The sequence below is a fragment of the Hymenobacter glaciei genome, assembly GCF_039539585.1.
GTDB classification, from domain to species: Bacteria; Bacteroidota; Bacteroidia; order Cytophagales; family Hymenobacteraceae; genus Hymenobacter; species Hymenobacter glaciei.
The window spans coordinates 103606-127192 of the sequence record NZ_BAABDK010000035.1 but is presented as its reverse complement, the minus strand read 5'-3'; the positions used below and the strand labels follow the sequence as shown (position 1 = coordinate 127192).

At 63.3% G+C, this 23587-nt stretch carries 22 protein-coding genes; 6 read left to right on the top strand and 16 right to left on the bottom strand.

Annotated elements, in window-relative coordinates; genetic code table 11:
• Positions 1-76: 76 nt before the first annotated feature.
• The 9 genes from ABD837_RS23965 to ABD837_RS23925 all read right to left on the bottom strand — a co-directional run bounded on the left by ABD837_RS23965 (position 77) and on the right by ABD837_RS23925 (position 10285).
• Positions 77-3334 carry an efflux RND transporter permease subunit gene (locus ABD837_RS23965; RefSeq protein ID WP_345059645.1) on the bottom strand — a complete coding sequence of 1086 codons (3258 nt, stop codon included), beginning with the start codon at positions 3332-3334 and terminating at the stop codon, positions 77-79.
• Between the two features lie 28 nt (positions 3335-3362).
• Positions 3363-4508, bottom strand: a complete 1146-nt coding sequence (locus ABD837_RS23960; RefSeq protein WP_345059643.1) for an efflux RND transporter periplasmic adaptor subunit — start codon at positions 4506-4508, stop codon at positions 3363-3365.
• Positions 4492-5112: a hypothetical protein gene (locus tag ABD837_RS23955; RefSeq protein WP_345059642.1), complete on the bottom strand. Its 621-nt coding sequence runs from the start codon at positions 5110-5112 to the stop codon at positions 4492-4494. The genes ABD837_RS23960 and ABD837_RS23955 overlap by 17 nt, the downstream gene beginning before the upstream one ends.
• Positions 5109-6350, bottom strand: a complete 1242-nt coding sequence (locus tag ABD837_RS23950; protein WP_345059640.1) for a TolC family protein — start codon at positions 6348-6350, stop codon at positions 5109-5111. The genes ABD837_RS23955 and ABD837_RS23950 overlap by 4 nt, the downstream gene beginning before the upstream one ends.
• Before the next feature lie 89 nt (positions 6351-6439).
• Positions 6440-7264 (bottom strand): DUF305 domain-containing protein, encoded by an 825-nt coding sequence (locus ABD837_RS23945; protein ID WP_345059638.1) that lies wholly within the window; start codon positions 7262-7264, stop codon positions 6440-6442.
• Between the two features lie 26 nt (positions 7265-7290).
• Entirely contained in the window at positions 7291-8235 is a 945-nt protein-coding gene (locus ABD837_RS23940; protein ID WP_345059636.1) for a heavy metal-binding domain-containing protein, read from the bottom strand.
• 46 nt (positions 8236-8281) lie between these two features.
• The gene (locus ABD837_RS23935) at positions 8282-8413 is read right to left on the bottom strand and encodes a hypothetical protein (protein WP_345059634.1); all 132 of its coding nucleotides are present in this window, start codon (positions 8411-8413) and stop codon (positions 8282-8284) included.
• Positions 8414-8543: 130 nt separating this feature from the next.
• The gene (locus tag ABD837_RS23930) at positions 8544-9011 is read right to left on the bottom strand and encodes a hypothetical protein (RefSeq protein WP_345059632.1); all 468 of its coding nucleotides are present in this window, start codon (positions 9009-9011) and stop codon (positions 8544-8546) included.
• 239 nt (positions 9012-9250) lie between these two features.
• A complete protein-coding gene (locus ABD837_RS23925; protein WP_345059630.1) occupies positions 9251-10285 on the bottom strand; it encodes a DUF1259 domain-containing protein in 1035 nt (344 codons plus the stop codon).
• A 259-nt stretch (positions 10286-10544) separates the two neighbouring features.
• Here ABD837_RS23925 and ABD837_RS23920 point away from each other — a divergent pair, with 259 nt between their 5' ends.
• Genes ABD837_RS23920 through ABD837_RS23910 form a run of 3 tightly spaced genes read left to right on the top strand, consistent with a single transcriptional unit; the run spans position 10545 to position 13424 of the window.
• Positions 10545-12821, top strand: coding sequence for a heavy metal translocating P-type ATPase (locus ABD837_RS23920; RefSeq protein WP_345059628.1), 2277 nt, complete (start codon positions 10545-10547; stop codon positions 12819-12821).
• Positions 12822-12833: 12 nt separating this feature from the next.
• Complete coding sequence (locus ABD837_RS23915; RefSeq protein ID WP_345059626.1) at positions 12834-13211, top strand: cupredoxin domain-containing protein; 378 nt, start codon at positions 12834-12836, stop codon at positions 13209-13211.
• Positions 13212-13235: 24 nt separating this feature from the next.
• The gene (locus tag ABD837_RS23910; RefSeq protein WP_345059624.1) at positions 13236-13424 is read left to right on the top strand and encodes a PKD domain-containing protein; all 189 of its coding nucleotides are present in this window, start codon (positions 13236-13238) and stop codon (positions 13422-13424) included.
• 64 nt (positions 13425-13488) lie between these two features.
• Here the strand turns inward: ABD837_RS23910 and ABD837_RS23905 are convergent, their stop codons facing one another.
• The 3 genes from ABD837_RS23905 to ABD837_RS23895 form a co-directional block, all read right to left on the bottom strand.
• Positions 13489-14385 (bottom strand): hypothetical protein, encoded by an 897-nt coding sequence (locus ABD837_RS23905; RefSeq protein ID WP_345059622.1) that lies wholly within the window; start codon positions 14383-14385, stop codon positions 13489-13491.
• Between the two features lie 75 nt (positions 14386-14460).
• Positions 14461-14961 (bottom strand): hypothetical protein, encoded by a 501-nt coding sequence (locus ABD837_RS23900; RefSeq protein ID WP_345059620.1) that lies wholly within the window; start codon positions 14959-14961, stop codon positions 14461-14463.
• A gap of 185 nt (positions 14962-15146) precedes the next feature.
• Positions 15147-15947 (bottom strand): alpha/beta hydrolase, encoded by an 801-nt coding sequence (locus tag ABD837_RS23895; RefSeq protein WP_345059619.1) that lies wholly within the window; start codon positions 15945-15947, stop codon positions 15147-15149.
• A gap of 487 nt (positions 15948-16434) precedes the next feature.
• Between ABD837_RS23895 and ABD837_RS23890 the strand changes: the two genes are divergently transcribed.
• Positions 16435-16974, top strand: coding sequence for a hypothetical protein (locus tag ABD837_RS23890; RefSeq protein WP_345059617.1), 540 nt, complete (start codon positions 16435-16437; stop codon positions 16972-16974).
• A 95-nt stretch (positions 16975-17069) separates the two neighbouring features.
• Here the strand turns inward: ABD837_RS23890 and ABD837_RS23885 are convergent, their stop codons facing one another.
• The 3 genes from ABD837_RS23885 to ABD837_RS23875 form a co-directional block, all read right to left on the bottom strand.
• Positions 17070-17495 carry a response regulator gene (locus ABD837_RS23885; RefSeq protein WP_345059615.1) on the bottom strand — a complete coding sequence of 142 codons (426 nt, stop codon included), beginning with the start codon at positions 17493-17495 and terminating at the stop codon, positions 17070-17072.
• Positions 17496-17499: 4 nt separating this feature from the next.
• Positions 17500-20064 (bottom strand): PAS domain-containing sensor histidine kinase, encoded by a 2565-nt coding sequence (locus ABD837_RS23880; RefSeq protein ID WP_345059613.1) that lies wholly within the window; start codon positions 20062-20064, stop codon positions 17500-17502.
• Between the two features lie 231 nt (positions 20065-20295).
• Positions 20296-20502 (bottom strand): hypothetical protein, encoded by a 207-nt coding sequence (locus tag ABD837_RS23875; RefSeq protein ID WP_345059611.1) that lies wholly within the window; start codon positions 20500-20502, stop codon positions 20296-20298.
• A gap of 317 nt (positions 20503-20819) precedes the next feature.
• Between ABD837_RS23875 and ABD837_RS23870 the strand changes: the two genes are divergently transcribed.
• Positions 20820-21311 carry a hypothetical protein gene (locus ABD837_RS23870; protein ID WP_345059609.1) on the top strand — a complete coding sequence of 164 codons (492 nt, stop codon included), beginning with the start codon at positions 20820-20822 and terminating at the stop codon, positions 21309-21311.
• Positions 21312-21561: 250 nt separating this feature from the next.
• Here the strand turns inward: ABD837_RS23870 and ABD837_RS23865 are convergent, their stop codons facing one another.
• Positions 21562-21984: a response regulator gene (locus ABD837_RS23865; protein WP_345059607.1), complete on the bottom strand. Its 423-nt coding sequence runs from the start codon at positions 21982-21984 to the stop codon at positions 21562-21564.
• 265 nt (positions 21985-22249) lie between these two features.
• On the opposite strand from ABD837_RS23865, the gene ABD837_RS23860 reads away from it, so the two are divergent.
• Positions 22250-23449: a PAS domain-containing sensor histidine kinase gene (locus ABD837_RS23860; RefSeq protein ID WP_345059605.1), complete on the top strand. Its 1200-nt coding sequence runs from the start codon at positions 22250-22252 to the stop codon at positions 23447-23449.
• The last annotated feature ends 138 nt before the right edge of the window (positions 23450-23587 follow it).

Sequence of the window (23587 nt, the reverse complement as noted above, 5' to 3'; positions counted from 1 at the left end):
CAGGTAGAGTTGTTGGTGCGGGCGCTGGAATGGGTACGGAATTAGGTTGGGCACTTGCATAGCTTTGCGCCCGCGCCTACTGGTTTGTTGAGCCTGAGCCGGGATGGATGTATGCCCCGGGCTGCACCGAATTCTGGTCGGCGGGCGGTGTGAGGGGCTGAGCGTCGAGCTCCTGCGGGTGCGCGTCGAGGCTGACGTCGCTGTGGCCATTCCGGTACTGGGCGAGGGCTCGTTCGCCGAATAGCCAGAAGACCACCGGCGTCACGATGATGTCGAGGAAAGTGGAGCTGAGCAGGCCGCCGAGGATGACGGTGGCCACGGGATAGAGGATTTCCTTGCCCGGCGCGTCCTTGGCCAGCGTGAGTGGCACCAGGGCCAGGGCGGCCACCAGGGCCGTCATCAGCACGGGCACCAGGCGCTCGAGCGAGCCGCGGATAATCATGGGCTTGCCGAACTGCTCGCCTTCGTGCTCCACCAAGTGGATGTAGTGCGAAATCATCATGATGCCGTTGCGCGAGGCGATGCCGGTGAGGGTGATGAAGCCCACCAGCGAGGCAATGCTGAAGGTGCCGCCCGTGAGCAGCACCGCCACCACCGAGCCGATAAGCGCCAGCGGTATATTGAGCATAATCTGGCCCACCATCAGGGTGGACTTGAAGTGCGAATACAGCACCAGGAAGATGCCGGCCAGCGAAAATAAGCTGAGCCACAGAATCTTGCTGGAGGCCGACTGCTGGCTCTCGAACTGGCCGCCGTAGGTGAGGTAGTAGCCTGCGGGCAGCTTCACCTGCTGCGCAATGCGGGCCTGCACTTCCTGCACGGTGCTGCCGAGGTCGCGGCCGGCCACGTTCATCGAGATGGTGATGCGGCGCTGGGTGTTTTCGTGGTTGACGGTGTTGGGGCCGGGCTCGTAGCTGACGTCGGCCACCTGGCTCACGGGAATGAGGGCGCCGCCCGGCGTTTCGATGCGGGTACTGGCGATGGTGGCCACGTCGGAGCGCTGGGCTTCGGGCAGCTTCACGATAAGGTCGAAGCGTTGCTGGCCATCGAGCATCTGCGATACCACCTCCCCCTGAAAGAGGGTTTGGAGGGTGGCCACTACCTGGCCGCGCTCCAGGCCGTAGGCGCGCAGGGCGGCATCGCGCGGGCGCACCAGCAGCTGCGGAATCTGGACTTGCTTCTCCACCTGCAGGTCCACCACGCCGGGCACGGTACTGGCGGCGTTGCGGATGTCGCTGGCGTAGCGGCGCAGCTCCAGCAGGTCGTTGCCGAAGACTTTGATGGCGACCTGGGCCCGCACGCCGCTCAGCAGGTGGTCGAGGCGGTGGGAAATGGGCTGGCCGATGTTCACGTTCACTCCGGCAATGAGGCTGAGGCGCTGGCGCAGGTCGGCCAGGATTTCTTCGCGGCTGCGCATGGTTTTGCCTTCCTTCTTGAGCTCGTCTTCGGTTTTAAAGGCGACTTCGATTTCGGAGTTATTCACCGATTCGGCGTGCTCGTCCAACTCGGCGCGGCCGGTACGGCGGGCGGTGAAGGCCACTTCCGGAATCTTGAGCATCTGCTGCTCGCCCAAGGTGCCGAGCTTGTTGGATTCGGTGAGCGAGGTGCCGGCGGGGGCCGAAAAATTGACGGTAAGTGAGCCTTCGTTGAACGGTGGCAGGAACTCCGTGCCGAAGAAGGGCACCATGGCAGCAGCAGCGATGAACAGTAGTGCCGTGGTAGAAAGAATGGCTTTGGGATGCAGTAGGCCCCAATTCAGCAAGCGCGTGTCGCAGCCCTTGAGCCATCGGATGAGGCGGCCTTCCTGCTCGGCTTCTCGAATTTGCTTCATGCGGGGCAGCAGGTAGTAACACAGCACCGGTGTGACGGTGAGCGACACGAAGAGGGAAGCCACGATGCTCGTGATGTAGGCAATGCCCAAGGGGGCGAAAATGCGGCCCTCCATGCCTTCGAGCGCAAATAGCGGTAGGAACACCAGCACCACAATGATGGTGGCGTACACGATGGAGTTACGCACTTCCGAGCTGGCGGCGTAGATGACTTGCAGCGCCGGTTTGGGCTGTGGGAGATGCTGGTTTTCGCGCAGTCGGCGGAACACGTTTTCCACATCCACGATGGCGTCATCCACCAGCTCGCCAATGGCAATGGCCAAGCCGCCCAAGGTCATAGTATTGATGCTGATGCCGGCGAAGCGGAACACCAGGGCTGTGACCAGCAAGGACAGCGGGATGGCCACCAGCGAGATAAACGTGGTGCGCACGTTCAGCAGGAAGGCAAACAGCACGATGACGACCAGGATGGCGCCGTCGCGCAGGGCATCTTCCACGTTGGAAATCGAGGACTCGATGAAGTCAGCCTGCTTGAAGAGGCGGGTGTTGAGCTGCACGTCTTTGGGCAGCGAGGGCTGCAGTTCGGCTATGGCTTTTTCCACCGCCGAGGTGAGGCCCACGGTAGCGGCGCCGGGCTGCTTCTCGATGCTGAGGATGACGGAAGGCTTGCCGTTCACGCTACCGTCGCCGCGCTTGAAGCGGGCCCCGAAGGCCACGGCAGCCACCTGCTTGATGGTAATGGCCGAGTTCTCACGGTAGCCGACGATGATGTTCTCGATGTCGGCCACCGAGCGCAGACGGCCGAGGTTGCGGATGAGGACCTCGGAGCCGTTGCGGTCGAAGAAGTTGCCGGTGGTGTTGAGGTTGGAGCGGCGCAGGGCGTCTTCCACCTGCGTCACGGTCAGGCCCACGGCGTTGAGGCGAGGCATGTCGAGCAGCACCTGGTACTGCAGGTTGTCGCCGCCGATGGGAATGACCTGGGCCACGCCGGGAATGCTGAGCAGGCGCTGGCGCACGGTGTAGTTGGCCAGCGTGCGCAGGTCAGCGGCCGAAGTTTTGCCAGTGCTGCTGGACATGCCGACGAGCATAATCTGGCCCATAACCGAGGAAATAGGGCCGAGCACCGGCGTGACGCCCGTGGGCAGCTGCCCCTGCACGGTTTGCAGCTTCTCGGCCACAATCTGGCGGGCCGTGAAAATTTCGGTGCCGTAGTCGAATTCCACGAACACCAGGCCGAGGCCAATGGCGGAGTTGGAGCGTACGGCGGAAACGCCAGTGGCGCCGTTCAGCGCGGTTTCGACGGGCAGCGTGACCAGGGCTTCGACTTCTTCGGGGGCCATGCCCGGCGACTCCAGGAACACTGTGACGCGGGGCCGGTCGAGGTCGGGCAGCACATCGACGGGCAGTTGCCGGGCGGTGTAGGTGCCGGCAATGAGCAGGCCCGCCGCAAAGGCCAGCAGGAGCAGCCGGTTCTGCAGGGCAAAGCGGATGATTTTATCGAGCATAGTATCAGGTAGGGTACGACCCCGCACCCTACTGGTTGAGGTAAATCGACTTCAATTGATAAGTGCCCACGGTTACCACGCGGTCGTTTTCGTTGACGGTGCCCCCGAGCAGGACCGTTTGCTCGCCGTTGGCGGCACCGGGCTGCACATAGCGGATTTTGAAGGTTTCGGGGTCAGTGTGCACAAACACCACAGGCTTGCCGTTGAGGTCGGTGAGGGCCGAGGTGGGGACCACGAGCTGCTTGGGGCCGTTGCCGGCTTGGCCGACGACCTGCACGTTCACGGCCTGGCCGGCGCGGAAGGTGTCGGTTCCAGCGCCATCAAGCTCTAGAATAAGCTGACGGGCCTGGTTGACGGGGTTGACGGCGTTGCTAAACACCACGAGCCGGGCGGGGGCACTTCCCTTCTGGCCCTGCAGGCCTTCGATGCGAAACTGGGCCCCGGGCGTGATTTTGGGCAGGTCCTGGGCAAAGACTTCGGCCGTTACGCGCAGCTTGCCGGGGTTGAGGACGCGGAACAACTCGTCGCCCTGCGTCACCTGCTGGCCCACGGCGAGGTTGAATACATCGACCGTCCCACTGATGGGCGAGGTAATGGCGACGCGCCGGCTGCTGGCTTGGCCGTTGTAGATGGCCGCGTTCTGGCGAGCCTGGCGCAGGCGCAACTCGGCGGCCACTACGTCTTTGCGGGCGGCGATGTCGGCGATGGTTTGCAGGCGGGCGTAGTCCTGCTGGGCGGCGCGCAACTCGGCCTGGGCATTGGCGCGCTCGGTGCTGAGGCCGATTTGCTGGGTGGCGTCGAGGGTCTGGTCGACCACGGCCAGGGCCTGGCCGGCACGCACCTGCTGGCCGACCTGCGCCGTGAGGCTGACGATGCGCCCCGTCTGGGGCACTACTACCCGGCCCTCACCGCCGGCCGCTGAGGAAACGGTGCCGTAAAGTGTGAGGCGGTTGTAGGTGGCCGAGTAACCCGCCAAAGCCGTGCGCACGCCAAATAGGAACTGGCTTTCCTTGGGCAGTCCCACGGCATCCACCAGGCCCACGCCCGCGGTGGGCTTGGCGCCACCGTGGTCTTCGCCTCCATGAGCCATGAGGTTGTTAGGCGGAGGCAGCAGCACAGTGAGCACTGCCGCCACGGCGGCCGTGGCCGCGAGGAACTTACGCGTGGTTCTCATAGACAGGAGACGTAGCGGGTGAATTGGGAGAAGCCGCCCGGCGGCGCATGAGCAGCACCGTGAGCAGAATACCCAGGGCAAAGGCCCCAACGAGGGCCAGGATGGTTTTCCAGGAAGAGAAAAGGCCACCCACAACCGCCAGTGGGCCGGGCGCCACAGGAAGCTTCTTGCCGACTTCCAGACCCTGCAGCGCCATGAGGTCGGCCTGGGTGCCAGCCACGATGTTGACCGCGAGGCTATACTTCTTATTCTCAGGAAAGGTGCCCTCGACCAGGTAGCTGCCGGGCTCTTTCTCCGCCACCGCAAACTTGAGCGCGGGGGCTTCGGGGCAGGTGACGGTGAGCTTGGCCCCCTTGATGGGCGCGTTGGTGGCGTAATCCGACACGAACAGGCGCATGTCAGCATCCTTGCCCTTTTCGAGGGGCTCGAAGCGCAGCATCAGCTCGAACTTCTCGGAGAGGGCCGCGACTGAAAAGGTGGTGGGAAAGGCGCCACCCGAGGCTTTAGCGGCATCGCCGTGGTCTTCGCCGCCGTGGGCGTGGGCCGGAGCCAGGCGCACCACCAGCAGCACGAGCAGCAAAAGGATTTTTAGGGACTGTCTCATTGGCCGCGGAGGTAGTTGAGTTCGGTGATGGCTTGCCGGTAGTCGCGGATGGTAGCCAGGTAGTTATTCTGGATGTCAAACGCCTGGTTGAGGCTCTGGATAAAGACGAGGTAGCTGATTTCGCCGGCCCGAAACAGGCGCTGCGACTGGCTGATGATGGCCGTGGCCTGGGGCAGGCCGGTTTGCTCGAAGTAGGTGAGGGAGGCCGCGAACTTGCGGGTATCGGCCAGGGCCTGCTGGTACTGGGTGCCGAGCTCCAACTGCTGCACCTGGGCCTGCGCCTGGGCAGCTTTGGTGCGGGCCGTGGCGGCTTGCAACTGCGAGCGGTAGGTCCAGAAATACAGCGGTACCGACACGCCGAACTGCAGGCGGTATTTGATGGGGGAGTCGGCGAAGGCCTGGTTTTGATAGCCTACGGTGAGGGCCGGAGTGCGCCGGGCCCGCACCAGGCTGATGCCCGACTGGCTCAGGCCTACGTTTTGGGCATAGTAAGCCAGGGTGGGACTTTGGGCCAGGGCGGTGCTGTCCTGTGCGGGCAGGCCCGCCAGCAATTCGGTCCCCACGCGGGCCAGCTCCTGGCCGGTGCGGCGCAGGTCAGTGCCGGTGGTGAGGTCGGCCTCGGGCAGGCCGAGCAGCAAGCCTAAGCGGCGCTGGGCCGAGCGGCGGTCTACCACCGCCTGGGCCAGCTGGTTGGCTACTTGGCGGGCTTCGGCTTCGGTGCTGATGCGTTGGAGGGAAGTGACTTCTCCGGCTTTGAAAAGGCGGTCGGTGGCAACTTGCAGTGCCCGATACAGGCTGTCCTGGTAGGTGAGCTGGCGCACCTGGGCCTCGGCCACTTGCAGGGCGAGGTAGGCCAGGCGCACGTCGCGGCGCACGGTGGCGCGGTTTACGTCGAGGCCACGCTCAGCCAGGGTGATGCCGGCCTGGGCGTTGCGGGCCTGCTGGCGGTACACCGTAGGAAAGTCGATGGTTTGCACCACGCCCGGAGCCCACCGCTCACCCGTGGGGGCGGAGAACAGGAAGTCAGGGTTGCGCAGCGAAAAGCTGCCGCGCTTCAGGGCCCGCTGCTCCTCTATTTCCTGAGCCGACTGGCGCAGGCGCGGATGCCGCCGGAGGGCAAGGGCTTCGGCGCTGTCGGGCCGCACGATGACCTGCTGCGCCTGAGCCGGAACAGTGGCCAGCGCCAGCAGGAGCATCAGCAGCCAGGCGGGCCAGGAAGAGCTTGGTTGGTGTTGCATGAGAGTGAGGTGGCATACACCCCGTGCCAGTTGTGGGCGCGGGGCGGGTATTCCAAATAGAGAGGAGCCAGGGAAGTCCCGGCGCCCGCTTAGGCTTTCTTTTCGAGGTCCATCCCGCATTTCGGGCACTTGCCTGGGGCGTTGCTCTTGCCGCCATCGCCCATGGGGCACTCGTAGGTAGCGGCGCTGGCCTTCATTTTGCCGCCGTTTTTGGCCTGCCAGTCCTTGAACTGCTGAATTTCCTTTTGCTGGGCATCAATCATGCTCTGGGCCATTTCCTTGAGCTTGGTGTCGCGGCCGTGGGCTACTTCCGCTTTGGCCATGTCAACGGCGCTCTGGTGGTGAGGCACCATCATCATGGCGTAATCCATATCCACGTTGCCGCTGGGCTGGCCCATGTTCATCATGCCAGCCATTGAGCTTTTCATTTTGCTGGTGAATGGGTCGGCGGGGTCCTGGGGCTTGTAGTTGGTGGGAGCCCCGTCGAGGCGGGTAGCAATGGCTTCGAGGGCCTTGATTTCCTTCTGCTGGTCGGCACTGATTTTCTCGGCCATGGCGCGCAGGGTGGCGTCTTTGCCCTCCTTCAGCTCCAGGGCCGACATTTCCACGGCGCCCTGGTGGTGGGCCATCATCATGTGGGCGAAGTCGTGGTCGGTGTTGCCCTCGGGCTTGAACGCCTCCATGTTCTTCATCATGGTGTTCATGGCGGTCATCATGCCGGAGTTACCGGCGGCGCTGGTTTCGGCCATTGTTGAATGGTCCATACCGGCCATGCTGCCGGCGGTATCGGCAGGTGCGGTGGTTTCGGTGGTGCTGGTTGTGGTGCTGGTTTCAGCGGTTTTGTTGTCGCTGCAGCTGCTGAGCAGGCCAGTGCCGAGGCACAAAGAAGCGAGGATGAAAACGGACTTTTTCATGGGTTGGGTTGAGAGGTTGGCGTGGGTTAGGCTTTGACGTTGATGGTGAAGTTGCCGGTGTGAATCTGGCCGGCGTGATTGAATTGCAGGAACACGCGGTACAGGCCAGGGGCTTCGAAACTGGTGTTGAAGCCAATGTTGGGGCCTTTGTCGGCTTGGTCGTTGGGGTGCACGTGCAGGTAGCGCTCGGTGTCTTCGCTGATAACCACGACGTGGCCGAGCGCGCCGAGGTAGTTGTCGAGGTCCGTTACGGGCTGGCCGCCTTTGGTGAGATTGATTTTCATAGCCAGCAGCTGCCCCACTTTCAGGTCTTTATCGAAGGAAAGCGTGGCCTGGTAGCCGTCCTGCTGCCACTGCATTTGGTCCTGCCGGAACTTGACGGGCGTGTACTTGGGGCCCTGCACCGAGACCACTTGGCGGCCAAGCTGGTGGCCGCTGCCGTCGGGCGTGTAGTCCTGAAACAGCACGTAGTCGCCGCCCTTGGCGAAGGTGAAGGGTACGCGGTAGTTGCCCTCGGCGGTGTACTCGGGGTGCTCGTGGTAGAAGGCCGACAGGTCTTTGCGCACGATGATGAGGTGGATTTTCTTTTCGTGCACCACGGCCAGCGGCACCGGGGCTTTTTCGTTGCCGGTTTCCTGCGGGGTGTAGGTGAGCGTAGCCGGCTGGCCGGCTACAAGCTGCATGGGCTGCGGCTCAAACTTCATCTGGTAGGTTTTGCCGTTGCTCACCTGGTCGTTGTGCACCAGGGCCATACCGCACTTGGGGCATTTCTCGCCCTCCTTGGTACTGGTCACCTCGGGGTCCATGGGGCAGGCGTAGGTGTGGCCACCGGCGTGGCTGGCGGTGCTGTCGGCCGCGGCATCGGTGGGCGTGGTAACGGTATTGGTGGCGCTGCTGGATGAGTCCGAAGAGCAGCTTGCGGCAGTGAAAAGGCTGGCGGTGGCCAGCAGGGAAACGAGGAAACGGTTCATGAATGGGGGCAATAACGTGGTAAGAAGAGGCCGGGCTTCGGTGCACTCAGGCCTGGAGCTGCTGCCAGAGCGCGAAGCCCACGACAGCCGCCAGTGCGGCGTAGAGCAGGCCGGCTCGCAGGATGCAGGGCAGGCCGCGGGGTGGCAGGCCGGCCGCCGGTTCGCAACAATCTTGCATTGCTGGAAAGAGCAAACCCGGAAGATGGAAGGAGGAAAAGGCCAGCTTGGGCGGCACGACGGGCAAACGAAAAGGCCCGCCCCGGGCATAGCTTGGCTATGCCGGCGCGAGCCTAAGCGCGTCGGAAGAATCAGACAGTCAACGACTGGATGAAAATGCGGATGTCGGGTATTTTGGGCTTTAGCTGCCTCGGCGGAACCAGCGCCACAGCGCCCATGCGGTCCCATTTGCCAGCCACGGGCCGGAAGTGAAATGCTAATGCCGTGGGCAGCACGGCCGGAGCCGGCACCAGCAGCTTCGCAGCGGGGCTGTCGAGCCCGGCCACCACGGAAGCGGCCTTTTTGCGGCAGCAGTCATCGGCACCCACCGGGCGCTTTTCGTGGGAAGCTGCCGTTGACTTGCTAGCTGCCTGCTTCGCTTTTGCAGCCGCTGCGGCCCGGCAGCAAGCGTGGCCCGGAGCCATGGGGGCGGGCTTGGCAGCTGCGCTTGCCACGGGCCGCATACTCGCACAGTAGCACTGGCCCGCCAGCACGTTGACGAAGACGAGCAGAAAGCTCGTCGCCAGCAAACGGCGGAAGGGAAACAGGCTATGGAACATACTGCGGTGGGAAAACACGGGCAACCGCAAAAGTAGAGAATTACCCGGGAGCGGTTGAACTAGTCTTTTACCATTTTGCCGAATGTAATGTTCCGGGCGCGGAGGCCTGGCTTCCGCGAAAGCAGGTTAATGCGATGCGTTCACGCTTTTCACTCAGCTAAGAACCTTAAGGCGCGACGGAAAAGCACGAGCCTGCGCCTGAATTATGCAAGTTCGCAGCCCGATTTTGTAGGTCGCGTTCAGTGTTTCATTCCATCCATGCGCATGGGCTTGCCTTTGCCGAGCTGGTCGAGTGCGGCGCGGAAGCCGGTGGCCAGCAGGGTGGCCGGGCCTCTGCCGTAGTAATGCAGAAACATCATGCGCGGAGTGTCGCCCAGCATGTGGTTGTGCACGGCCACTACTTCCAGGTTGTGAGCCCGCAAGGCCTTGATGACCGGGTTGACTTCGTGTTCGAGCATGGCGATGTCGCCGGCGATGTGGGCATTGTCCTGCTTGCCGGCGAAGGCCGCCCACGAGTTTAGGCCGATGGCAGCGGTCATCTCCGTGTTCATCATCAGCGCCTGCAGGTCGTCGCGCCCCACGGTGTATTTGTAGGTGGGGCCGTTCACCACGCCCTTGTACTTCACTACGGCATCGAGGGCCAGCAGGTCGAATAGCTCCTTGCCGGTGGGCGGGCCGGCGGCCGGGGCCGCGTTGTTGCCGGATTGGGCCGCGGCCGGCGCGGCAGCCGGCGGCTGGTTGGCAGGAAATAGCTTGGAATTCTTGAGGGTGGCGGCAAACTTTCGGGCGAGGTCGGCCGGGGCGCCCATGCCCGAAATGTGCATGTAGAAAATGCGCGGCTCTTCGTAGAAAAAGTGGTTGTGCACGGCTCCGATTTCAAGCCCGTTTGCCAGCGCCGCCGATATGAGCGGGTTGACTTCTTCCTGCAGCAGCACGGTGTCGCTCATCAGCATGGCCGACTTGCCGTCGAGCGTGTGCTTGATGGCGACCCACCCGCCAAAGCCAAAGGCAATGGGCACGGGCTCTCCTTTGATGGTTATCTTGAGGTCGTTGCGAGGCAAGCCAATGAGGTGAGTGGCCTGGTCCTCGTTGTAGGTGCCTTTTTTGCCCATGGCCGCGTCGATAGCGGCTACGTTAGCGGGGCTTAGAGCGGGCGTTTTTCCTTTGGGTGGGGCGGAAACAGCGCCCCGTGCGTCGTCGATGCTTAGCAGGGAAGTGGCCCCCAATAAGGCGGTGGCGCGCAAGGCATCACGCCGGGAAATGTTTTCCTTCATGAGGGTTTCGGTGTAGAAGTGGAATGACTGAAGGTAGCACGTTTGCTGAAATAGCAAGGGCAACAACTGGCATCGAATAAACAACAAGACGATGCCGGTGCTGTGTCCCCTGCTGGCAACAGGCGTCAAATTATGCAAGTCTGGCGCAGGATTCCGTACCAACCGGGGCCATTTGCAGCCGTTCCTTTGTTCGGTCTTCTGGCGCCGTGCTGAAGCAGTTCAAACTGCGCCTGCCAAGCCCTTCACAATCCCTTGCACTATGTCACCTACCACCAAAAATACGGAAACCGCGACCCTCGACATCGAGGGCATGACCTGCGCCTCCTGCGCGTCGGCGGTGGAAAAGTCGCTGAGCCGGGCGCCGGGCGTGCAAAGCGCCCTGGTGAACTTCGCCACCGAAAAAGCCACTGTACACTACCTGCCGGGCCAGGCCAGCCCCGCCACGCTGAAAGAAGCGGTGGTGAATGCGGGCTATGGGGTAACGGAGCGCGCACCTGACACCAGCGCCGCCGACCGGCAGGCTGAGATTGACCGCCAGAAAGCGGCCGCCTATGTCAAGCTCAAGTGGCGTTTTGCAGTAGCGGTGGGGCTGGCCGTGGTCATCATGCCGCTGAGCATGCTCATGCTGTGGCCCGCGATGATGCAGCGCGTGAACATGCAAACGCTTAACTACGCCCTGCTGCTACTCACGCTGCCCGTGCTGCTGTACAGCGGCCGGGAGTTCTATAGCTCGGCCTGGAATGGGTTTAAGCACCGCTCGGCCAACATGGATACCCTGATTGCGGTGGGTACGGGCGCGGCGTTTTTGTATAGCCTGGCCGCCACGCTGGTGCCGGGGTTTTTTATGCGGCACGGGCTGATGCCGGAGGTGTACTACGACACCACGGCCACCATCATTGCCCTGATTCTGCTGGGCAAGGTGCTGGAGCTGCGCGCCAAAACGCAGACCTCGGCCGCCATTCGCTCGCTGATGGGCCTGCAGGCGAAGACAGCCCGCGTGGTGCGGCCCAACGGACAGGAAACCGACGTGCCCATCGAGCAGGTGCAGCTGGATGATGTGGTGGTAGTGCGCCCTGGCGAAAAGGTGGCCACCGACGGTGTAATTACCGAGGGCCAGTCGGCCGTGGACGAGGCCATGCTCACGGGGGAGAGCCTGCCGGTGGAAAAGAAAGCCGGCGACCCGGTGTTTGGGGCCACGCTCAACAAGACCGGCTCCTTCCGCTTTCGGGTGACGAAGGTGGGCGCCGACACCATGCTCGCGCAGATTGTGAAGCTGGTGGAAGATGCGCAGGGCAGTAGGGCCCCCATTCAGCGGCTGGCCGATAAGGTCAGCGCCATTTTCGTGCCCACGGTGGTCGTCATTGCCATTCTGACGTTTGTGCTGTGGTTTGATTTGGCGCCGGTGGCCACGCGGCTGCCCTTGGCGTTGGTCAGCTTCGTGTCCGTCCTCATCATTGCCTGCCCCTGTGCGCTGGGGCTGGCCACGCCCACAGCCATCATGGTAAGCACCGGCAAGGGCGCAGAATACGGCGTGCTGATTCGCAACGCGGAAGCGCTGGAAAAGGCCTGCCAAGTGAACACTGTGCTGCTGGACAAAACCGGCACCATCACCCGGGGCGAGCCGGCCGTGACGGACTTTGTGCCGGTGGCTGGCCAGGATGCCGCGCACCTGCTGCAACTGGTAGCGGCGCTGGAACGACAGAGCGAGCACCCGTTGGCAGAGGCTGTGGTGCGCTACGCTGATGCGCAGGGAGCGGCCACGCTACGGGCAGTAGATTTCCGGGCCATTGAAGGCAAAGGCGCGGCAGCTACGGTGAACGGGCAGGCGGTGCTGATTGGCAACCAAGCGTTGCTGCGGGATGAAAAGGTGGCTTTTTCGGAGGCATTCACCCGCCAGGCTGAGCAGCTGCTGAGCCAGGCTAGGACCGTGCTGTACGTGGCTGTGGCGGGCCAGGCCGTGGGTCTGATTGGGGTAGCCGATACCGTGCGCGAGACATCAAAAGCCGCCATTCAGCGGCTGCAGGCCCTGGGCCTGGAGGTGGTGATGATGACCGGCGACAACCCCCAAACGGCGGCCAAGGTGGCCGAGCAGGTGGGCATCACACGCTACTTCGCCGAGGTGCTGCCGAGCGGCAAGGCTGGCAAGGTGAAGGAGCTGCAGGCCGAAGGCCGCGTGGTGGCCATGGTGGGCGACGGCATCAACGACGCGCCTGCCCTGGCGCAGGCCGATATCGGCCTGGCCATGGGCGGCGGCACCGACGTGGCCATGGAAGCGGCCGGCATCACGCTCATGCGCTCGGACCTGAACGGGGTGGTGACGGCCATATCGCTGTCGCGGCAAACCATTCGCACCATCAAGCAGAACCTTTTTTTTGCGTTTATTTACAACACGCTCGGCATTCCCATTGCGGCGGGCTTGCTCTATCCGTTTTTCGGGTGGCTGCTCTCGCCCATGCTGGCAGCTGGCGCCATGGCTCTGAGCTCGGTGTCAGTGCTCACCAACTCGCTGCGCCTGCGGGCTTTCAACAACAAATAATACTTCGCAACCATGGATACGACAGCAGTAATGGTGACCATTGTTGGGCTGGGCCTGGCGGGGTTGGTGCTCTGGTACTTCTTCTTTTCGGCGCGGCAAACGGCCAGCGCGGTGTCCTCGTCGAGCGGGGTGCAGGAAGTGGATATCACGGTGAAGGGCGGCTACTCGCCCGACGTGATTGAGGTGGAACGCGGCAAGCCGGTGCAGCTGCACTTCTACCGCGACGAGGAAAACAGCTGCTCGGAGGAGCTGCTGATGCCCGACTTCAGCATCCGGCGCGACCTGCCGGCGTTCCAAACCACGCTGGTGGAGCTGCTGCCCAAGGAAGCGGGCCGGTTCGAGTTTACCTGCGGCATGGGCATGCTGCGCGGGGCTCTGGTGGTGAAGTAAGCACTCAACAATCCCAACGAGGACGTGGAAGTGAACGCCGCCTGCAGCACCGACGCCGACAACTACGTTTGGAACTTCGGCGACGGCTTCAGCACGACCGGGGCCGAGGCCAAGCACAAATACAACGCGGTGGGCCAGTTCACCATTAAGCTCACGGCGAAGAACAGCAGCAAAGAACCGACGACCAGCAAGCAGGTGAACATTGTGCCCTAACGCTGGCAGCAACAAGCTAAAAAAAACCACCGGGATGGGCGGACCTTTTTATGTGCGTGCAGTGCTACAAGGTAACGGTGAGGGTGGCGGTGAAGTAGGACCGGCCGGCGGAGTCATCCTCGGGCAGCACGTTGACGGGCTGCAGGTAGCGGTAAGCCACTTCGGCCGAAACCTTGCCGAGGGTGTAGGCCACGGGCAGGCGCAGGCCGTAGCTGAGCAGGGTGAAACGGGTGGCGTCGGTGCTGGTGGTTGCGGCAGTGCCGGGTTTGGTTTTGGGCTTTTTGTTGCCGCGCAGGACTTGCTGGGCGTCGCTGACTTGCACAAAGTCCTGGGTGCCGGCCACGAGGCTGAACTTGGGGGTGATGGTGAAGTAGTCCTTGGGAGTAAGCACGCCGTCGATGTCGAAAGCCCGGGAGTTGTCGAGGACCAGGAATGTGTCGTGGGCGTCGGTGCCGAAGAGGTAGGAGCCGTTGAGGCGGGTGTAGATGTAGCCCCAATCGTAGCCCAACGCCGCATCAATGGAATTGTTGACGGCGGACTTGACCAGGGGGCTGTTGGGGGCGTACAGGAAGCGGGAGTAGGCCAGGGACAGGTCGACTTTCTTGGTCAGGTCCTTGTCGTACCCGATGGAAAGGTCGGTTTCGTCGAAGTGAGAACCGGTGTCGAACAGGTCGTAGTTGTAAACCGAGCCCCATACGCCGTATTTGCTGGTGTAGGTGAGCTCCTGGGTGAAATAGGGGTAGGTGGTGGCCTGGGTGCGGCCGAAAAACGCGGAGTTGTTGCCGTAGCCGAGGGCAGCGCTCAGCAAGCCGGTGGCCTCGTCGTCGTCGTCCTGCACCGGCGGCGCGGTGGCCGGGTGAGTGGCGCTGGCCTGGGCGTGGGGCTTGGACTGGGCCCAGGCGGCAGTGCCGGCGAGCAACAGGGCGCTGGCCAACGCCAGGCGCGCAACAAAGTGGGACATGGTGGGAAGGGGCAAAAAGCAAACCAGCCGCTCCCGGAAAGGCAGCGGCTGGCAAAGATGGTCGGAGAGGGCCGCTTATTTAACTTTCGGGGCTTTGGCTGCTTTGACGTGGCCCATGTGGCCAGCTCCGTGGGCGTGCTCGCCCCGGGCGCTACGCTCGTGCTTCACCAGCTTGTCGGCGTTTTTGGTGGCTTCGTGCTGGGCTTTGTCGGCATCCTTGCGGGCATCGTGCTGCAATTTGTAGTCGGCCTTGCGGGCCTCTTCGCGGGCCTTGTACGCGTCCTTTTGCTGCTGGGTCATGGTTTTGTATTCAGCCTTGCGCGCCTCTTGCTGGGCTTTGTAGGCGGCTTTCTGCTCTTCGGTGAGGGGCTTGGCCAGCTTGCCTGGCTTGGCGTATTTCACTGGCTTCGGCGTTTTGGTGTACTTGTCGTTTCGGGCCTGGGCGGCCGTGGAAACGGCCTGGCCATAGGCGCGGCCGTCGGCGGGCGTCTGGCCGGCGACGGTGGTGGGGCCGGTTTGGGCAGCGGCAGCGAATGAGAAGAGGGCAGCCGAAGCGGCGAGCAGGAAGTTTTTCATGAGAAATGAGAGCTTAGCGGTTGAAGATGCTGGAAGGTAGAGTGCGAAGATGATGCCAAGGTGATAAGCGCCGGGAGTGCGGCAGCTATGGGAGCCAATGGCCAGATTTAAGGACAGTGGCAGGGTGGAAACGAAGCGGGCGGACTACTAGGCCTGCTCAGTTGTTTGTGTTTGGGGCCGGCGGCTCATTTACTTTCAACAGCATGGGAGGCGAGCCAGCGTAAAATCAAGGCCGCGTCTTTGCGCCAGGTAGCCTGGCCCAGCATGGCGTGGCAGCGGCCGGGCAGCTCCTCAAAGTCGGTCACCGACTCGGCGTGCTGGTAGCGGCGGTGGTTGGCGCGGTTAAGGGCCGCCGGCATGATGCGGTCGGCGCCACCGGCCAGAAACAACAGCGGCGCGTGCGGCCGGCCGAAGTCGACGCGGGCCCCCAGGCTGAGGGCGCCGCGAATGGTCTTCTTCGATTCGGGCGCCGCCAGCTGGTCGTAGTATTTCCGTTGGTCGGCCAGCGCCAGGCCGTTGGCAATGGCGTACTGCCACTGCGCGAAGGTGGGCAGAAAGGTGGTTTTGAGGGAGGAAAACAGGCCCAGCATGGGCAGCACCGACCGGACCAGCGACCAGTTGGCCACCACCACCCCCAGCGGCGGCGCCGACTCGATGGCCACGCCAGCCACCGCTGCATCTTGCTGGAGCAAGAGCTGCACGATGAGCCCGCCGAAGGAATGCCCAATGACAATGGGCTTGGCGGGCAGCTGGGCAATGAACTCCGTGTACACCTGCAGCACGTCGGCGAGGCCGTTTTGGGCAATGGGCGAGTGCGGGTGCTGGCGGCGCAGCTCGGCGGCCGGAGCCTCTTTGTGAGGCCAGTCGGGAGCGTAGCAGGTGTAGCCTTCGCCCACAAAGAAGGTTTTCCAGTTATCCCAACTAGCCGCCGTGACGACGGCACCCGTGATGAAAACGATGGCGGGGCGGGGAGTTGGGGAAGCCATGAACAAATGATTCGAGGTCAAGCTGATTATTGGCCGGGGAAGTGGCGAAGCAGGGTGTTGCTCCTGCACGACTGCCGAAAGCTGCGCGGCGGGCCGGCCACGGCTGCGCGCCGCCGTGGCAGCGAAGAAGGCATAGGTCAATCCGTTGGAGCTAGAGCGGTTTCGTGGTCAGTGTACAGGCGGAACGATGTAGGGGCGGGGCTTGCCCCCGCCCGTCGTTGGACGGAATCGGTCAACGGGCCTCAATGTCCGGGCGGGGGCAAGCCCCGCCCCTACATCCACTGACTCCGAAACGGCTCTAAATACTGTCGTTGACACTGGGTGATGCCATCATACGGCTGCCGAGGAGTGAGGATTCCGGCATGTGCTCGGTACCCTGTACCTGCTGCCTTGGGCAATGGGGAGCATTTAGACGGAGTGTAAATGCTCGGCCTCTCGTGAGCAGTATATTTGGCGGCTTACCTGACTTTCACCATTCCGCAATTGCATGAGGCATCCCTACCAGTCCTTTGACCCCGTGGCGGAAGTAAACGGCGAGACCCTGCATGCCTTTCGCGCGGCGTTCAACGTCGACGCCCTGGCCCTCGACCTCCTCAAACGCCACGGTTTGCCAGTGGCGCCCCAAGCCGGGCGGTGGTACCCTCTGCAGGGCTGGCTCGACCTATTGGCCACCGTGGAAGCGACGTACGGCCCCGAAACGGTGTATGCGGTGGGCCTGCAAGTCTTTGCCAATTGCCGCTGGCCCGAAGGTTTGAGTGATTTGGAGTCGGCAGTACGGGCGTTGGATGAGGCGTGCCGCCTCAACGTGCAGGGCGAGCCCATTGGCTACTACCGCGCCGAAGCATGCGGGCCGCAGGGCCTGCGCGTGGAATGCCGCACGCCCACGCCCAAGGACTTTGAGCGGGGCATTGTGACGGGCCTGGTGCGGCAGTTCAAGCCCGATGGCAGCTTGCGCGTGGGCGTGACGTGGGAGCCCACGCCCGAGGTGGGCGACCCCTTGTTCAAACGGTTTCTGGTCCGGTGGTAGCGAAGGGCGCAACCCCGATTCTTAAGGGGTAAAGCAAACATAAAACGAGCGGGCCAAATGGTCCGCTCGTTTTGCTTAGCAGGTAAAAGCGGCCGTTAGTTCCCCCCCGTGGGCTGGCCGAAATGCTCTTGCAGCACCTGGGTGAGTTTGTCGCGGGTGAGGGGCTTGGTGAGGTAGCCGGCAATGGGCAGGCCCTGCATTTGCTCGATGTCTTTGGGGTTGAGGGAGGTGGTGAGCATGATGATAACCACCGTGGGGTTGTCCCGTTCGGGCCGCTGGGCGTAGGCCTGCAGAAACTCGAAGCCGTTCATGATGGGCATCTTCATGTCGAGCAGGATGAGGGCCGGGCAGGTGGGCGAGGTGGGCAGCTCGCAGTGGGCGTGCAGCAGCTTGAGGGCTTCCTGGCCGTTGCCGGCCACGAGCACGGCGTCGCTGATGGCCATGCGCCGAAGCAGGGCTTGGTTGAGGTAGTTGGTGGTGTCGTCGTCGTCGACGAGCAGGGTGCAGGAAATGGCGGCCATTGGGTCAGGAAGGGAGAAAAGCAGGAAACGGGTGCCCGGCAGTGTTGCCCGCGTGGGGCAGGAAGACGAAAAAGGTGGTGCCAGCTCCAAGCTGGCTGTGCACCTCGATGCGGCCGCCAGCGTTTTCAACCATGCGGTTAATCATGTAGAGGCCGATGCCGGTGCCCTCTACGTGGTCGTGAAACCGCTGGAACATGGTGAACAGGCGCGGCAGGTGGGCCGGGTCGAGGCCGAGGCCGTTGTCGTGCACCTCGAGCACGGTGTGGCCCGGGCGCACGTGGGCCCGCACGTCGACGTGGGGCGTGCGGTCAGGGTGGCGGTACTTGACGGCGTTGCTGAGCAGGTTGTAAATCACCGAGCGCAGGTTCTTCTCAGCAAACGGCAGGGGCGGCAGGGCCGGCACGTTGATGGAGAGCTGGGCACCGGCTGCTTCTAGTATGGGCTGCAGGTCCTTCTTCACGTCCTCGACCACAGCGGCCAGATTGACCAGCGTGTCGGTGGGCGCGTGTTCCTTTTGCAGCTTGGAGACTTCGGTGAGGTGGCCAATGGTACGCTCGAACCGCTCCACCGCCTCGAGCATGCGGGCCAGGGTGGGCGCTACCTCTCCATTCTGCGCCATTTCGGCTGGTAGTTCCTCTTGTAGCAGGTAAAGCAGGCCCTCGATGTTGGAAATGGGGGCCTTGAGGTCGTGGCTGGCGGTGTAAATGAAGTTGTCCAGGTCGACGTTGGTGCGGAGCAGCTGCTGGTTGGAATCGGCCAGCTCCTGGGCCAGGGCCCGCGCCTGCTGGCCGCTTTCCTCCACCACGCGTCGGGCCTGCACCTGGTCGGTGACTTCGTGGGCGTATACCATGATGCCGTCGACGGTGCCCTGGGCATTGCGGCGGGCCTGGTAGGTGAAGGTGAAGTACAGCTCCTCCAGCGGCCCCTGGTCGTACCGGGCCAGCTGCAGGGGCAGCTCCTGGGCCAGGTAGGTTTCTTCCGTCTCGTACACCCGCTGCAGCAGGGCCGGAACCGGCGAGTCGCGCAGTTCGGGCAGGGCGTCCAGCAGGGGCCGCCCGAGCAGCTCGCGGCTCGGGAAAATGCGCTGGTAGGCGGGGTTGACGAGCTGAAACACCAAGTTCGGGCCCTCGAGGATAACGATGGGCGCCGGCGCCTCCATGAAAAGGTCGTGCAAATGTTGTCGCTCGGCTTCGCGCTGCTCCTGGGCCAGCACCTGCTCGGTGACGTCGTAGGCAAACACGGACACGCCGGCGATTTCCCCGTTTTCGCGGTAGGCTTGGTAGGTAAAGTTGAAATAGGCCGTGCGCGGCGGCTGGCCGGCAGCCACGGGCGGCGTGAAGGGCAGCTCGGTGCCGAAGAAGGTTTCGCCGGTCTGGTAGACCTTATCCAGGTATTTGCTAAAGCCTTGCTCGATGAGCTCGGGGGCAGCCCCGGCCACGTCGTGGCCCACCAGCTGGCGTCCGGGAAAGAAGGCCTGATAGGCAGCGTTCACGTATTCGTAGCGGTGGCCGGGCGCGCGCAGCAGGGCCACCAGGGCCGACGTTTGCTCGAACACGTGGTACAGGGCCTGCCGCTGCTGGGCTTCCCGCCGGGCCACGGCCAGCACCTCGGCCTGCAGCGCCTCGGCCTGCTGCCGGGCGCGCACCCGCTCGGTCACGTTCACGGCAAAGCTCATTACGCCTTCCACCTGCCCGGCGGCGTCGAATTTTGGCTGGAAGGTGATGTCGAAAAACTCCTCAAGCAACTCCCCGTTTTCGTCGCGGGCAAGGCGGCGGCTGGCTTCCACGAGGTACACGGGCTGCCCGGTGCGGTACACGCGGTCGAAGGGTTCGTGCACGGCCTCGGGCAGCTCGGGCACGGCCTGGCGGCGGGGCAGGCCGAGCAGTTGGCGGTCGGGCATCAGCTCCTGAGTGCGGGGATGCACCAGCGTCCAGACGTGGTCGGGACCCTGGAAAAGGTTGATGTGGGCCGGGGCTTGGCCAAAGAGGCGCACCATGCAGTTGCGCTGCTCGTCGGCTTCGGCGCGGGCGGCCTCGGCCTCGCGGGTACGCTCCTGCGCGCGGGCTTCCAACTCGCGGCTGAGCTGCTCCACCTGCTGGCGTTGGCTTTCGGCCTCGGCGCGGGCCGCCTGCTCGGCAGCCTGGGCTGCGCGCAAGTCCACTTCCACCGGCGTGCGGGGCTGGTTGGCGGTGTCGGCGAAACTGACGACCAGCAGGTTGCCGGTGCGGGTAGCGGACAGCAGAAAGTAATTGTCGAGGCCGTCGGCCTGGTAGTTGAAGTCGTAGCGGCCCGACTCGCCCGACTCGAACACGCGCCGGTAGAAGGCCAGGATGCCAGCGGAAGCCGTAGCGGGAAAGCGAGTGGTGAGGGTGCCGCCGGGCCGCTCGGGCAGGCCCACCATGCGCTGGCCGGCGGGGTTGAGGTACTCCAGGCTGAAATCGACCAACTCTCCGTCAGGCCCATATACCGGCCCCAATATGTTGATGGCGGTGAGGGAGACGTCGAACACGCTGCGAAGCAGGTCGTCGGGAGCGGGCCAGCTGGGCGCGGGTGCGGAAGGGACGGGCATGGAAGACAGGAGGCGTGCCGCCGGATTTGGCGCACGAATGGCAAAGCTACTTATACGGGTACAGTAGGTTGCGCTGTTGGGGCTAGGGGCAACTGCGCGTAGAAGAGGGTGCGGGCCGAGGCATGGCTTGGTACGTGCAGGTAAATTTTAGAACAACGCTGAACCATCATCCTGAGCTCAGTCGACGCATGACGGCTCAGCGATGTTTCAATAAATTCCCCAGACACGCACTTAGCACAGGGAGTTGTCCCGGCGGTGTACCTCCATCCGGTACTCGAGCTGGTCGAGGGTTAAGTCGCCCCGGACAAACTGGGCGAGTAGCTCCTGCTCGTAGGCATTGGGGGCAAGTGGGGTGGCTTCGGCGAGGCGCAGGGCGGCGCGCAGAGCACGGCGACGGCCCTGTTCGGTAGCCAGGATGGGAGGCAGGAGCGAGCTCATGAGGCGGAAAGTGTGGGGCCTTCATTTACGCCAGCCGCGATTTGCCAGTTACCGCATATGCATCCGAAGAAAAACGTATTTGATATAGGATAAACCCGTATTTGCTGGCGAATAACTACGCAGACCAGCGAAAGACCCGTTGGCGTGGCGGCTGAATTGGCAGAAGCGCAGGCCCCACCCCGTGCCGTAGCTGGCGGGGGCGTAGTTTTACCGGCTGAACCTCGCCCTGACCTGGCGGTTGGAGTGACAGCACCGGAAGCTGCACCCATGCCCGGCGGCCCACAAATTGCGTGGGGTGTCCGCCTTTTTTCCTCCTCATGACAAACGAAACCACCCCGAACGAAGAAACCCCCCTGCAGGCAGAAATTGCCGAGTTTGCCACCCTGCTGCAGCAGCAGGGGGTGCACGCGGCGTTGGGCTACCTCAACCACCGCACGCCCCACCGCTACACCGGCGTGTGGCGGTTCGATGGAGACATGCTGCGCAGCGAGGTACTGTTTGACCGGAATCTGGACGACGTGCGCCAGGGGGCCGATGCGCCGATGGCCGCCACGTACTGCTCGCTGGTGGGCCGCTACGAGGCGCCGGTGCAGATTCTGGACGCGGCCGTGGACCCGCAGGCGCTGGGCATCGACACGCCGGTGATTTCCTACTGCGGCGCGCTGATGCGCGACGACCAGGGCAAAGCCTTCGGCACGCTGTGCCACTACGACGTGCAGCGCTGCCAGGAGCGCACCACCGACCAGCCCCTGCTCAATGCCGCCGCGCAGCTGCTGTACCAGGCGCTGCACCCAAGCATGGCGAAGTGAGCCAGGGCGGATAACCGGCGCCCCACAGCGGCGCTACCGGGGCCGGCCTCGTAGTGAGCTATAGCGCAAAAATGAAGCGAGCGGGCCAGATGGTCCGCTCGTGTTGCTTAGTATGAAAAATGACTCAAACAGCTCCTCATAGCGGTTTCGTGGCCAGTATACAGCCGGAACGATGTAGGGGCGGGGGCAAGCCCTACCGGGCAAGCCCCGCCCCTACATCCACTGATTCCGAAACCGCGCTAGGTGCATCCTACGCTACCGGAAAGCGGCGCTGGAAGTGGAGCTTGAGGATGGTATCGAGCTTTTCCTTGGTGAGCGGCTTGCTAACCAGGCCGGCGATGGGCAGCGACTCGATGCGGCCGAGGTCGACTGAGTTCATGGAAGCGGTGTGCATAACGATGACCACGGCCTGTTGCTGGGCTTCGGGCAGCTGCTGGTAGGCGTCGACGAAGGCCATGCCGTCCATGCGCGGCATCCGCACGTCGAGCAGCACCAGGACCGGGCTGCTGGGGTGGGCGTCGAGGGCTAGTTGCTCCAGGACGGCGAGGGCTTGCTCGCCGTCGTTGGCCGAGAGGTATTGGTCGGCTACGCCAAGCTGTTGCAGCAGGCGTTGGTTGAGGTCGTTGGTGAGTTGGTCGTCGTCGACCAGCAGCACGCTGGAAAGTTTTATCATAAAGGGAGCAAGTCAGAGAAACCCCGGGTGTGACCCGATACTGTTGCGTTTAAACGGCCGTTAACAAAAGTAGTGCCGGGGCGCCTTGCGCAGCGAGTGCAACGAAACGGGCATCACCTGGCGGTTCGCGGCCTTCGGGCCCGACGGGCCGGTGCGGCCTCTCTGTCGGCTACAGGGGCGCAGTTTGGCGTATACTTGAGGCAGAAACCGCGCCTGCTTTCTGACGGCAGGACCGGCGCCTTTCCTTCGTTATTCCTTCCACTGTATGGCTTCCCGCTCGTCGCCCCCCGAAAACAAACAGGTCAAGTCTCTGCAGCAAAAGAACACCCGCCTGCGGCAGCAGAAGGTTTCCGATGACGAGCAAAAAGGGGTAGACGAGCAATACCAGCGCACCCAGGACCGGTTTCGGACCGTGTTTGAGAACTCGCCGATGGGACAGAAAATTATTGGCCCGGACCTGGGCATCCGCCAGGCCAACCAGGCGTTGGCCACCATGCTGGGCCTGAAAAGCCCGCAGCAGGTGGAGGGGCGCAAAATCATGGACTTTGCCCACCCCGACTTTGTCAAGGACTGGGAGCGGCTGCAGGAGCAGCTCTGGGCCCACAAGAAGCCTAGCTTCGTGCTCGAAACCTGCCTGGTGCGCCAGGACAAGTCCTCGTTCTGGTGCCGGGTCACGTCGGTGCTCTTTCCCGACGACGGGGGCGAGCTGGGCTACACCACCCTGGAGGACATCACCGGGCGCAAGAATTTGGAGCTTGCCAACCAGCACCTCTACGACACGCAGGAAACCATCCTGCAGCTGGCTGCCCACGACCTCAAGGTACCCATTGCCAACGTCCTGCTTATAATAACCCTGCTGCGCGACCACGCCGGGGTGCTCAGCATCGACTCGGCCCTGGCCCGGCAGGACGTGGAGGCCTTGCTGGGCCTGGTGGAGCAGGCCTGCGAAAAAGCCAACGCTTTGCTGCGAGATGTGCTGTTTCTGGGCCAGCTGGAATCTACCCGCTTAACGAAGCACCGCACCAACCTGGGGGCCTTCCTGGACAAGCGCTTGGCCGTGTTCCGCCTCTCGGCGCAGGAAAAGGGCATCCACCTGCGCCTCAAGCTGCCCAAACCCCTTATTCACGCCAACATCCACGCCGACAAGTTCGGCCGCATCCTCGACAACCTGCTTTCCAACGCCCTCAACTTTACGCCCGCTGGCGGGAAGATTCGCGTGGAACTGCGCCAGCTGAAAAGCCGCATCCGCCTCGTGGTGCACGACACCGGGCTGGGCATTCCGGAAGCGCTGCAGCCCCACGTGTTCGACAAGTTCACGTCGGCCTCGCGGCCGGGGCTGTACGGCGACACCACCACGGGCCTGGGCTTGTTCATCACCAAGCAGATAGTGGAAATGCACCAAGGCAAAATCTGGCTCGAAAGCAAGGAGAACGAGGGCACGTCCTTTTTCATTGACCTGGAATAAGCTCCCGGGCGCCAGCCTCGCTCAACCTGCAGCACCTTGGTCCGCGCTAACGCCTTTTATGAGAGGCGACTCGACGTGACAAAACGCTTGGAAACGGGGTATGAAATAAGCCCCGAGGATGCACAGGACCTCATCCTG